We start from the raw sequence: 11,355 nt of genomic DNA, 5'->3' as shown, positions 1-11,355 counted from the left end.
TTGAATCTCAAGGAGTTTTCCGTTTCGACTGCGCCGGAAGTGGGGCGAATTATAGACCTCCAGAATCTGCCGTCAACCGCTTTTTTCATATTTCTGTCATATCGCTCAAAAACACCCGAAAACACGAAGGCCGACCTCAAGGGTCGGCCTTCGTCATTCCCTTCTACTTACAGGCTAGGGAAAGCGAATTGCGAAGCTTCATGGCTCGCACGCTGCGGCCAGCGCTGGGTGATGGCCTTGCGACGGGTGTAGAAGCGCACACCGTCCGGGCCATAAGCATGAAGGTCGCCGAACAGCGAACGCTTCCAGCCACCGAAGCTGTGGTAAGCCACCGGTACCGGCAGTGGTACGTTGACGCCGACCATGCCGACTTCAATCTCGTCACAGAACAGACGCGCCGCTTCACCGTCACGGGTGAAGATGCAGGTGCCATTACCGTATTCGTGATCGTTGATCAGCTTCATCGCCTCTTCCAGGCTGTTCACGCGAACCACGCACAACACGGGTCCGAAGATCTCTTCCTTATAGATGCGCATTTCAGGGGTGACGTTGTCGAACAGGCAGCCGCCGAGGAAGAAGCCCTCTTCGTTACCTGGAATGCTCAAGCCGCGACCGTCGACCACTAGGGTCGCGCCCGCTGCTACGCCGTCATCGACATAGCCGCTGACCTTGTCCCGCGCCTGACCGGTCACCAGTGGCCCCATGTCCAGCCCACACGAAGTGCCGGCACCGATTTTCAGCGCCTTGATCTGTGGAACCAGTTTTGCCACCAGCGCATCCGCCACCTGATCGCCGACACACACCGCGACTGAAATCGCCATGCAGCGCTCACCGCACGAACCGTAAGCCGCGCCCATCAATGCGCTGACTGCGTTGTCCAGATCCGCGTCCGGCATCAATACCGCGTGGTTCTTCGCCCCGCCCAGCGCCTGAACACGCTTGCCGCGCTTGGTACCTTCGGCGTAGATGTATTCGGCAATCGGCGTCGAACCGACAAAGCTCAGAGCCTTGACCTCTGGCGCTTCGATCAGCGCGTCCACTGCAGTCTTGTCGCCATGCACCACGCTCAGCACGCCTTTCGGCAGGCCGGCTTCCAGCAGCAGTTGGGCGATCAGCAGCGTCGAGCTCGGGTCACGCTCGGACGGTTTGAGGATGAAGCAGTTACCGCAGACGATCGCCAGCGGGTACATCCACAGCGGGACCATCGCCGGAAAGTTGAACGGCGTGATACCGGCAACCACACCCAGCGGCTGGAAGTCCGACCAGGCGTCAATGTTCGGGCCGACGTTGCGGCTGTACTCGCCCTTGAGGATTTCCGGGGCGGCGCAGGCGAACTCGACGTTCTCGATACCGCGCTTCAGTTCACCGGCGGCGTCTTCGAGGGTCTTGCCGTGTTCTTCGCTGATCAATTGCGAGATACGCGCTTCGTTCTGCTCCAGCAGTTGCTTGAAGCGGAACATCACCTGGGCACGTTTGGCCGGCGGGGTGTTGCGCCATGCCGGGAACGCAGCCTTGGCGGCGTCGATCGCGTGTTGAATGGTTTCGCGGGTGGCCAATGGCAGCTTGTGGATCGCCTGACCGGTGGACGGGTTGAACACATCAACCGCGCGACCGTTCTCGGTCACCAGTTCGCCATTGATCAAATGCGGGATAACGCTCATCGAAAACTCCTGAATTCTTGTGTACAGACGCCCGCATGGGCGCCTGTTATTCGCAGGTATATATAGAGGGAAAATCAGTCGAGCTTGTTCAGCACTTCGCCAACCGCGTCGAACAGACGATCAAGGTCTTGCGGCTTGCTGTTGAAGGTTGGGCCGAACTGCAGGGTGTCGCCGCCGAAGCGTACGTAGAACCCGGCTTTCCACAGGGCCATACCGGCTTCGAACGGACGCACGATGGCGTCGCCGTCACGAGCCGCGATCTGGATCGCACCGGCCAGGCCGTAGTTACGGATATCGATGACGTTCTTCGAACCTTTCAGGCCGTGCAGGGCATTTTCGAAATGTGGCGCGACTTCGGCCACGCTCTGCACGAGGTTTTCCTTTTGCAGCAGGTCGAGTGCCGCCAGGCCAGCGGCGCACGCCACCGGGTGGGCCGAGTAGGTGTAGCCGTGGGGGAATTCCACCGCGTATTCCGGAGTCGGCTGATTCATGAAGGTCTGGTAGATCTCGGAGCTGGCAATCACCGCGCCCATCGGGATCGCGCCGTTGGTGACTTGCTTGGCGATACACATCAGGTCCGGGGTCACGCCAAAGCTCTCGGCACCGAACATCGAACCGGTACGGCCGAAACCGGTGATCACTTCGTCGAACACCAGCAGGATGTTGTGCTGATCGCAGATCTCGCGCAGACGCTTCAGGTAACCCTGCGGTGGAACCAGTACGCCAGCGGAACCGGCCATTGGCTCAACGAAGACCGCCGCGATGTTCGAAGCGTCGTGCAGTTCGATCAACTTCAGCAGCTCATCGGCCAGAGCGATACCGCCCTGCTCCGGCATGCCACGGGAAAATGCGTTGCTGGCCAGCAGCGTGTGCGGCAGGTGATCTACATCCATCATCGCCTGACCGAACAGTTTGCGGTTGCCGTTGACGCCGCCGAGGCTGGTGCCGGCGATGTTCACGCCGTGATAACCGCGGGCACGGCCGATCATTTTGGTCTTGGTCGACTGACCTTTCAGACGCCAGTAGGCACGGACCATTTTCACCGCGGTGTCGGCACACTCGGAGCCGGAGTCGGTGAAGAACACGTGGTTCAGGTTGCCCGGGGTCAGATCAGTGATTTTTTCCGCCAGTTGGAATGACAGCGGATGGCCGTACTGGAAGCCCGGCGAGTAATCGAGGGTGCCCAGTTGCTTGGCGACCGCTTCCTGGATTTCCTTGCGGGTATGCCCGGCGCCGCAGGTCCACAGACCGGAAAGCGAATCGTAGATCTTGCGGCCCTTGTCATCGAACAGCCAGCTGCCTTCGGCACCCACGATCAGACGCGGATCGCGCTGGAAGTTGCGGTTGGCGGTGTACGGCATCCAGTGCGCGTCCAGCTTCAGTTGGCTGGCCAGTGGCGACGGCGCATTTTCAGGCATGTTCATCGGGCAAAACCTCGCAGGGCATAAGCATCAGGGAGATAAAAAAGCGTTGTTGCAGCTAAGTTGCCACGCGGATAAAGTCGGTGAAATTCAACTTTTCTAACCTTCAGTTAGAAACTTGCTAAACAATGAGAACAACAGCATGAGCAGTCGTCGCCCCGATCCGCTGGCCCAGGTCAGTGATTTTGATATTCGCCTGCTGCGGATTTTCCGCAGCGTAGTGGAGTGCGGCGGCTTCTCGGCAGCGGAAACCGTGCTCGGCATCGGGCGCTCGGCGATCAGCCAGCAAATGAGCGATCTGGAACAGCGTCTCGGCCTGCGTCTGTGCCAACGTGGCCGCGCCGGATTCTCGTTGACCGAAGAGGGCCGCGAGGTTTATCAATCGGCGCTGCAACTATTAAGTGCGCTGGAAAGTTTCCGCACCGAGGTCAATGGATTGCACCAGCACCTGCGCGGCGAACTGATCATCGGCCTGACCGACAACCTCGTCACCCTGCCCCACATGCGCATCACCCATGCCCTCGCTCAATTGAAGGAGCGCGGGCCGGACGTGCAGATCCAGATCCGCATGATCGCCCCCAACGAAGTCGAACAAGGCGTGCTCGACGGCCGCCTGCATGTCGGCGTGGTGCCGCAGGCCAGTGCGCTGTCGGGGCTGGAGTATCAACCGTTGTACAGCGAGCGCTCGCTGCTTTACTGCGCGGTGGGTCATCCGCTGTTTTATGTCGATGACAAGCAACTGGATGACGAACGCCTGAACAGTCAGGACGCGATTGCGCCAACGTTCCGTTTGCCGACGGAGATTCAGGCGCATTACCAGGCGTTAAATTGCACCGCCAGCGCTTCCGACCGTGAGGGCATGGCGTTTCTGATTCTGACCGGGCGTTATATCGGTTATCTGCCGGATCACTACGCCAGTCTGTGGGTGCAGCAAGGGCGCTTGCGTGCGCTGAAATCGACGACGCGTTTTTATGACTTGAGCCTCGCATCGGTCACGCGCAAGGGGCGGCGCCCTCATTTGGTGCTGGAGAGCTTTCTGGAGAGCCTGGCGGCGACGCGTTGAAAATGTAAATCCAGGATCAATCGCTGCGGCCTCGAACAGCGAGATCAAAGGATCGCAGCCTTCGGCAGCTCCTGCATTGGAAGGTGTACACGCAGAAAGCTGAGCAAGTGGACAGGTTTTTGCAGTGAAGGGTGAACTCGATCCCTGAACAAGAAGCCAAATCCATGCAGCCAGATTCTGAACCGTCCAGCGACCTGATCTACGGCCTCGATGACCGCCCAAAACCACCGGCAGCTATCCTCGCCGCCCTGCAACACGTGCTCGCCAGTTTCGTCGGCATCATCACCCCGCCGCTGGTGATCGGCTCGGCTCTCGGCTTGACCGCGCACTTGCCGTATCTCATCAGCATGGCGTTGATGGTTTCCGGGGTCGGCACCTTTATTCAAGCGCGGCGGCCGTTCGGCATCGGCGCCGGGATGATCTGTTTGCAGGGCACCAGCTTCGCCTTCCTCGGCGCAGTGCTGTCGGCCGGATTTCTGGTCAAGCAGCGCGGCGGCAGCCCGGAAGACATTCTGGCGATGATTTTCGGCGTGTGCTTTTTCGGCGCCGTGGTGCAGATCGTCCTCAGCCGTTTCATCGGTCAGTTGCGCCGGGTTGTCACGCCGCTGGTGACCGGGATCGTCATTACTCTGATCGGCATCAGCCTGATCAAGGTCGGCATCACCGATCTGGGCGGTGGTTTCAATGCACCGGACTTCGGTGCACCGGGCAATCTCGCGCTGGGCGTGTTTGTGTTGCTGACGATCATTCTGCTCAACCGCTCGAACACACCGTGGGTGCGGCTGTCGGCAATCATCATCGGACTGCTGCTCGGCAGTCTGGCCGCGTGGTTCAGCGGGAAACTGGTTCCGCAGGCATTGCCTGACTTGCCGCTGGTCAGCCTTCCTACGCCATTCAAGTTCGGATTCAGCTTCGACTGGACGGCGTTCCTGCCGGTCGCGCTGATTTATCTGATCAGCACCATCGAAACCGTCGGTGACCTCACGGCCAATTGCATGCTCGCCCGTCAGCCGATCAGCGGCCCTTCTTATATAAGCCGTTTGCGCGGCGGCGTACTCGGCGACGGCGTGAGCTGCATGATCGCCGCCACCTTCAGCGCCTTCCCCAACACTACGTTCGCGCAGAACAACGGCGTGATTCAGTTGACCGGCGTGGCCAGCCGCTATGTCGGGCTGTACATCGGCGCGATTCTGTTTTGTCTCGGCCTGTTCCCCATGATCGGCGCGGTGCTGCAGCAGATCCCGAAACCGGTGCTTGGTGGCGCCACCCTGGTGATGTTCGGCAGCGTGGCGGCGGCCGGGGTGCGGATCCTCGCGCAATCGCCGCTGGACCGCCGCAGCATGCTGATCATCGCCACCTCGCTCGGCGTCGGCCTGGGCATTGCCGCACAACCAAACCTGCTGCACCTGTTGCCGAAACTGGTGCAGAACCTGTTCGACTCGGCAATTACCAGCGGTGGCCTGACCGCGATCATCCTCTGCCTGTTGCTGCCGGAGGCGAAAACCTCGACCGTAGAATCCGGCGCATCGTTGAACAAGATCGAACAGGCGTAACGGTTTTATTGCATCAGGACTTGTCGGATGCCTGTGGGTGCGTTATCAACGCAACTGGTTGCACCCACAGACAAACCGGAAGTGCCTATGACCTTTGAAGTCCCAGCCCATGGCGGCAAACCCGCCAGCCGCATTCGTCAGAAGAACGAAGAGACCATCCTCAAAGCCGCCGAAGACGAGTTCGCCCGTCACGGGTACAAAGGCACCAGCATGAACACCATTGCGCAGAATGCCGGGCTGCCCAAGGCAAACCTGCATTACTACTTCACCAACAAGCTTGGGTTGTACGTGGCGGTGCTGAGCAACATCATCGAGCTGTGGGACAGCACCTTCAATACCCTGACCGCCGATGACGATCCAGCCGAAGCGCTGACCCGCTATATTCGCGCCAAGATGGAATTCTCCCGCCGTCAGCCGCAGGCCTCGCGCATCTTTGCGATGGAAGTGATCAGCGGTGGCGAATGCCTGACCGAGTATTTCAACCAGGATTACCGCGCCTGGTTTCAGGGGCGCGCGGCCGTGTTTCAGGCGTGGATCGATGCGGGCAAAATGGACCCGGTGGATCCGGTGCACCTGATTTTCCTGCTGTGGGGCAGCACCCAGCATTACGCCGACTTCGCCACGCAGATCTGTCGCGTCAGCGGTCGCAGCAAGTTGACCAAGCAGGACATGGAAGACGCCGGCAACAACCTGATCCGCATCATTCTCAAAGGCTGCGGCCTCACCCCGACTGTTTAAGACGTTTATGCCTTTCACCCTCAGCGGTTTTTGCGAGTACCGCGAAGAGATTCGCAAGAGCCGCTTCATCACCTTCGCCGCGCCGATCGCCAGCCCCGCTGACGCGCAGGCGTTCTTCGAACAACACAGCGACCTGAATGCCTCGCATAACTGCTGGGCGTGGAAACTCGGTGCGCAATACCGCAGCAACGACGATGGCGAACCCGGCGGCACTGCCGGACGGCCGATTCTGGCAGCCATTGAGGCGCAGGATTGCGATCAGGTCGCGGTGCTGGTGATCCGCTGGTATGGCGGCATTCAACTGGGCACTGGCGGTTTGGCCCGGGCCTATGGCGGCGGCGCGAACAAGTGTCTGCAAGCGGCGGCGAAAGTCGAGTTGATCAGCCGTGTGCCGCTCAGCTGTGCCTGCGGCTTTGCCGAGCTGGCGCTGGTGAAGCTGCGGGTGGTGGATCTGGGTGGTTTGGTCGTGGAAGAAAACTTCACTGCCAATGGTGTTGAGTTGCAGTTGGCAGTGGGTGAGGCGCAGATCGAGTTGCTGCAAACGCAGTTGGCGGATTTGAGTCGTGGGCGGATTGTGCTGCAACGTTAGATGAGCAAAAGGTCGCAGCCTTCGGCAGCTCCTACACAGGATTTAGCGCTTCCCTGTAGCAGCTGCCGAAGGCTGCGATCTTTTAGGGCAGCCGACAATCTGCTTATTCCACGGAGTTGCCCACATCCGCTGTGCACCCGACTGTGGATAACCTGAGTACATTCCGCTGTAACCCTTCTGTCACGTGGCTTTGCGCGATTTGCTCATTTTTCGTCCACTCCACCAGGAAAAAGACTAATCCCGCCTAAAAACAAATAGTTAGCGCTGTTTATCACCAATGGAAGATAGCACCGCTGCGCTTATGCCAAGGATTCCCAATTGCACACAAATACTGTGGAGCAACCTGTGGATAACCCGTTCATGGCTGGCGCAGTCGCAGGGTCTGCATAGGCCCCACGCATTTGCTCGTTTTTTGATCAGTTGCCTACGGGCAAAACTGGAGCCTGATCAACGGCTTTGCTCTCAAATGGTGCCGTTCCTCCCGAACATTTGCCCTTCGACGCTCTACAGCAACCGTTGCCGTACGAGGGCCGCCAAGGTTCCTGACTCAATGGCCAGGAAATTGCTTTATCCACAGGCACAACTCCAAGCCAGTCGAGCCTGTCATGCCAAGCCCAGATTCAACGCCGCGCCTGCAACTGCGCCAGATCAGCAAACGCTACCCCGGTTGTCTGGCCAATGACGCCATCGACCTGAGCATCGCGCCCGGAGAAATCCACGCCCTGCTCGGTGAGAACGGCGCGGGCAAAAGCACGCTGATGAAGATCATCTACGGCGTGACCCAGGCCGATGCCGGCGAAATGCTCTGGCAAGGTCAGCGGGTGAATATTCGCAATCCGGCGCAGGCCCGGCAGTTGGGGATCGGCATGGTGTTCCAGCATTTCTCGCTGTTCGAAACCCTCAGCGTCGCGCAGAACATTGCCTTGGCAATGGGCGCCACGGCCGGCACGCCGAAACAACTGGAGCCGACAATTGCCGACGTATCGCGCCGCTACGGCATGGCGCTGGAGCCGGAGCGACTTGTCCACAGCCTGTCTATCGGCGAGCGGCAACGGGTGGAGATCATTCGTTGCCTGATGCAGGACATTCGCTTGCTGATTCTCGACGAGCCGACGTCGGTGCTGACGCCGCAAGAGGCCGAGGAATTGTTCATCACCCTGCGCCGTCTCGCCGCCGAGGGCTGCAGCATCCTGTTTATCAGCCACAAACTCGCGGAAGTGCGCGCGCTGTGCCATAGCGCCACGGTTTTGCGCGGCGGGCGGGTCGCCGGGCATTGCGTACCGGCCGAATGCTCGGATCAGCAGTTGGCGCAAATGATGGTCGGCGAAGCGGCGGCACTGATCGGCGAATATCCGAAGGTCAGCGGTGGCGCGGCGTACTTGCAGGTCAACGGCTTGAGCTGGCACAACCCCGATCCGTTCGGCTGCTCGTTGAACGACATCAGCCTGCAAGTACGCAGCGGCGAAATCGTCGGTATTGCCGGGGTCGCGGGCAATGGCCAGGATGAATTGCTGGCGCTGCTCAGCGGCGAGCAAACCCTGCCCCGCGACAGCGCGACATCGATTTGTTTTGCCGGACAAGCGGTCGGCACTTTGCGCCCGGATGCGCGGCGCCAGCTCGGACTGGCGTTCGTCCCGGCAGAACGCCTGGGCCATGGCGCGGTGCCGGAAATGAGCCTGGCCGACAACGCCTTGCTCACGGCTTTTCAACAAGGGCTGGTCAGCAACGGTTTGATCAAGCGCGGCAAAGTCGAAACCCTCGCCCAACAGATCATTCAGCGCTTCGGGGTGAAAACGCCCGATAGCCAGACCGCCGCGCGCAGTCTCTCCGGCGGCAATTTGCAGAAATTCATTCTTGGCCGGGAAATCCTCCAGCAACCGAAACTGCTGATCGCCGCGCACCCGACCTGGGGCGTGGACGTGGGCGCCGCCGCGACCATTCACCGCGCGCTGATTGCCCTGCGCGATGCCGGCGCGGCGATTCTGGTGATTTCCGAAGACCTCGACGAACTGTTCCAGATCAGCGACCGCCTCGGCGCCCTGTGCGCGGGGCGTCTGTCACCGCTGCGAAACACCACCGACAGCCTGCTGAGTGACGTCGGCGGCTGGATGGCCGGGCAATTCAACGACGCGCCTTCATCGGCCACGCTTTGACGGAGTTTCCCCCTATGTTGCTTTCCCTCGAACCCCGTGGCCAGCAATCGCGCCTGATGCTGTGGTGCTCACCGTTGCTGGCGGCGCTGCTGACATTGGGTTGCGGCTCGCTGCTGTTCATTGCCCTCGGCCATGACCCGCTGCAAACCCTGCACACGCTGTTGATCGCGCCGATCAGCGACCTGTATGGCGTCTCCGAACTGTTGGTCAAGGCGCTGCCGATCCTGCTTTGCGCACTCGGTCTGGCCGTGGCGTATCAAGCACGGATCTGGAACATCGGCGCTGAAGGTCAGTTGCTGTTCGGCGCGCTCGCCGGCAGTGCGTTGGCGGTGAATATCATCGATATGCACAGCCATTGGGCACTGGTGCTGATCCTGCTCACCGGCACTTTCGCCGGTGCCGCCTGGGCCGGGCTGACGGCGTGGTTGCGCACGCGTTTCAACGCCAACGAAATCCTCACCAGCATCATGCTCAACTACATCGCACTGAACCTGTTGCTGTTCTGCGTGCACGGGCCGCTGAAGGATCCGGCCGGCTACAACTTTCCCGAGTCGGCGATGTTCGGCGACGCCAGTCGCCTGCCACTTCTGATGGAGGATGGTCGGGTTCATGCCGGGGTGTATTTCGCTTTGCTTGCGCTGGTCGCGGTGTGGGTGTTGTTGCAGAAAAGCTTCGTCGGTTTTCAGATCAAAGTGCTCGGTCTGGATAAACGTGCGGCGGGGTTTGTCGGCTTTCGCGAGAAACGCCTGATCTGGCTCGCGCTGTTGATCAGCGGCGGTTTGGCCGGGCTGGCCGGGGTCTGCGAAGTGACCGGGCCGATTGGGCAATTGGTGCCGCAAGTCTCGCCGGGCTATGGCTATGCAGCAATCACCGTGGCGTTTCTCGGCCGGCTGAATCCGATCGGGATTCTGTTCTCAAGCCTGCTGATGGCGCTGCTGTACATCGGCGGCGAAAGCGCGCAAATGACCCTCAACCTGCCGCAAGCCATCACCCAATTGTTTCAGGGAATGATGCTGTTTTTCCTGCTGGCCTGCGACGTGCTGATTCTCTATCGGCCACGCCTGAAACTGCGCTGGGCACGGCGCACCTCGACCACCGCCGTAACCGCCGGAGCGCTGTGATGGATATCGATCTGCTGAGCAATATTTTCTACGCCATGGTGCGCTGCGGCACGCCACTGTTGTTGGTGGCGCTGGGTGAGCTGATCTGCGAGAAGAGCGGCGTGCTCAACCTCGGCCAGGAAGGGATGATGCTGTTTGGCGCGGTGATCGGTTTTATCGTCGCCCTCAACAGCGGCAACCTGTGGCTCGGCGTGTTGTTGGCGATGCTTGCCGGGGTGCTGCTGTCGTCGCTGTTTGCCTTGGTGGCGCTGGTGTTCAATGCCAATCAGGTGGCGACCGGGCTGGCGCTGACGATCTTCGGTGTGGGCCTGTCGACCTTCGTTGGCGCAGCATGGGTCGGCAAGCCACTGGCTGGATTCGAACCGTTGGCGATTCCGTACTTGAGTGAGATTCCGCTGATCGGCCGCATGCTGTTTGCCCAGGATCTGCTGGTGTATCTGTCGTTCGCGCTGTTTGCGCTGGTGGCGTGGGTGATCATCAAAAGCCGTGTCGGCTTGATCATTCAGGCAGTCGGCGAGAACCCGGACGCGGCCAGTGCGATGGGCCTGCCGGTACTGACCGTGCGCACGCTGGCGGTGCTGTTTGGCGGGGCGATGGCCGGTCTGGCCGGAGCCTATCTGTCCCTGGCTTACACGCCGATGTGGGCCGAGAACATGACCGCCGGACGCGGCTGGATCGCCTTGGCGCTGGTGGTGTTTGCCAGTTGGCGCGTGTGGCGGCTGTTGCTCGGGGCTTATCTGTTCGGACTCGCCAGCATCCTGCACCTGGTGGCGCAGGGCTTGGGGCTGGCGATTCCGTCGAGTCTGCTGGCGATGCTGCCGTATGTGGCGACGATTGTGGTGTTGGTGCTGTTGTCGCGCGATGCGGTGCGGACTCGGTTGTATGCGCCGGTGTCATTGGGGCAACCGTGGCAGGCCGGGCATTAGGGTGGTGATGTCACTGGCCTCATCGCTGGCAAGCCAGCTCCCACAGCGGCGGTGTTGTCTACATGATGTGCGAGCACCGCTGAGCGGCCTGCGAATTTGAGAGGCAAACACGCTAAAGCCTGGAGTATGC

General features: G+C 60.5%; 9 protein-coding genes. 7 read left to right on the top strand and 2 right to left on the bottom strand.

The genetic code is table 11. The features are described from left to right. Window positions 1-167: 167 nt before the first annotated feature. Window positions 168-1,661 (bottom strand): CoA-acylating methylmalonate-semialdehyde dehydrogenase, encoded by a 1,494-nt coding sequence (locus tag HXW87_RS07465; protein ID WP_041067919.1) that lies wholly within the window; start codon window positions 1,659-1,661, stop codon window positions 168-170. 74 nt (window positions 1,662-1,735) lie between these two features. Continuing rightward, a complete protein-coding gene (locus HXW87_RS07460; protein WP_041067922.1) occupies window positions 1,736-3,085 on the bottom strand; it encodes an aspartate aminotransferase family protein in 1,350 nt (449 codons plus the stop codon). A 139-nt stretch (window positions 3,086-3,224) separates the two neighbouring features. Between HXW87_RS07460 and HXW87_RS07455 the strand changes: the two genes are divergently transcribed. The 7 genes from HXW87_RS07455 to HXW87_RS07425 all read left to right on the top strand — a co-directional run bounded on the left by HXW87_RS07455 (window position 3,225) and on the right by HXW87_RS07425 (window position 11,225). Further along, the gene (locus tag HXW87_RS07455) at window positions 3,225-4,145 is read left to right on the top strand and encodes a LysR family transcriptional regulator (RefSeq protein WP_239778677.1); all 921 of its coding nucleotides are present in this window, start codon (window positions 3,225-3,227) and stop codon (window positions 4,143-4,145) included. Window positions 4,146-4,309: 164 nt separating this feature from the next. After that, window positions 4,310-5,698 carry a nucleobase:cation symporter-2 family protein gene (locus HXW87_RS07450; RefSeq protein ID WP_239778676.1) on the top strand — a complete coding sequence of 463 codons (1,389 nt, stop codon included), beginning with the start codon at window positions 4,310-4,312 and terminating at the stop codon, window positions 5,696-5,698. 87 nt (window positions 5,699-5,785) lie between these two features. Then, complete coding sequence (locus tag HXW87_RS07445; protein ID WP_047291099.1) at window positions 5,786-6,436, top strand: TetR/AcrR family transcriptional regulator; 651 nt, start codon at window positions 5,786-5,788, stop codon at window positions 6,434-6,436. 7 nt (window positions 6,437-6,443) lie between these two features. After that, the gene (locus tag HXW87_RS07440) at window positions 6,444-7,025 is read left to right on the top strand and encodes a YigZ family protein (protein WP_239778675.1); all 582 of its coding nucleotides are present in this window, start codon (window positions 6,444-6,446) and stop codon (window positions 7,023-7,025) included. A gap of 605 nt (window positions 7,026-7,630) precedes the next feature. Then, on the top strand, window positions 7,631-9,178 hold the full coding sequence (locus HXW87_RS07435) for an ABC transporter ATP-binding protein (RefSeq protein WP_239778674.1): 1,548 nt from the start codon (window positions 7,631-7,633) through the stop codon (window positions 9,176-9,178). A gap of 14 nt (window positions 9,179-9,192) precedes the next feature. After that, on the top strand, window positions 9,193-10,299 hold the full coding sequence (locus HXW87_RS07430; RefSeq protein WP_239778673.1) for an ABC transporter permease: 1,107 nt from the start codon (window positions 9,193-9,195) through the stop codon (window positions 10,297-10,299). Then, entirely contained in the window at window positions 10,299-11,225 is a 927-nt protein-coding gene (locus tag HXW87_RS07425) for an ABC transporter permease (RefSeq protein WP_121183573.1), read from the top strand. Before HXW87_RS07430 ends, HXW87_RS07425 begins: the two co-directional genes overlap by 1 nt. The last annotated feature ends 130 nt before the right edge of the window (window positions 11,226-11,355 follow it).

Origin of the sequence: Pseudomonas sp. Y5-11 (assembly GCF_022368695.1) — a bacterium.
Lineage (GTDB): Bacteria > Pseudomonadota > Gammaproteobacteria > Pseudomonadales > Pseudomonadaceae > Aquipseudomonas > Aquipseudomonas parakoreensis.
This window is presented reverse-complemented; position numbering and strand designations above follow the sequence as displayed.

Bases quoted from the DNA above. Each gene is read 5' to 3' on its own strand.
- HXW87_RS07465 (WP_041067919.1), bottom strand. From the start codon at position 1,661: ATGAGCGTTATCCCGCATTTGATCAATGGCGAACTGGTGACCGAGAAC.
- HXW87_RS07460 (WP_041067922.1), bottom strand. From the start codon at position 3,085: ATGAACATGCCTGAAAATGCGCCGTCGCCACTGGCCAGCCAACTGAAG.
- HXW87_RS07455 (WP_239778677.1), top strand. From the start codon at position 3,225: ATGAGCAGTCGTCGCCCCGATCCGCTGGCCCAGGTCAGTGATTTTGAT.
- HXW87_RS07450 (WP_239778676.1), top strand. From the start codon at position 4,310: ATGCAGCCAGATTCTGAACCGTCCAGCGACCTGATCTACGGCCTCGAT.
- HXW87_RS07445 (WP_047291099.1), top strand. From the start codon at position 5,786: ATGACCTTTGAAGTCCCAGCCCATGGCGGCAAACCCGCCAGCCGCATT.
- HXW87_RS07440 (WP_239778675.1), top strand. From the start codon at position 6,444: ATGCCTTTCACCCTCAGCGGTTTTTGCGAGTACCGCGAAGAGATTCGC.
- HXW87_RS07435 (WP_239778674.1), top strand. From the start codon at position 7,631: ATGCCAAGCCCAGATTCAACGCCGCGCCTGCAACTGCGCCAGATCAGC.
- HXW87_RS07430 (WP_239778673.1), top strand. From the start codon at position 9,193: ATGTTGCTTTCCCTCGAACCCCGTGGCCAGCAATCGCGCCTGATGCTG.
- HXW87_RS07425 (WP_121183573.1), top strand. From the start codon at position 10,299: ATGGATATCGATCTGCTGAGCAATATTTTCTACGCCATGGTGCGCTGC.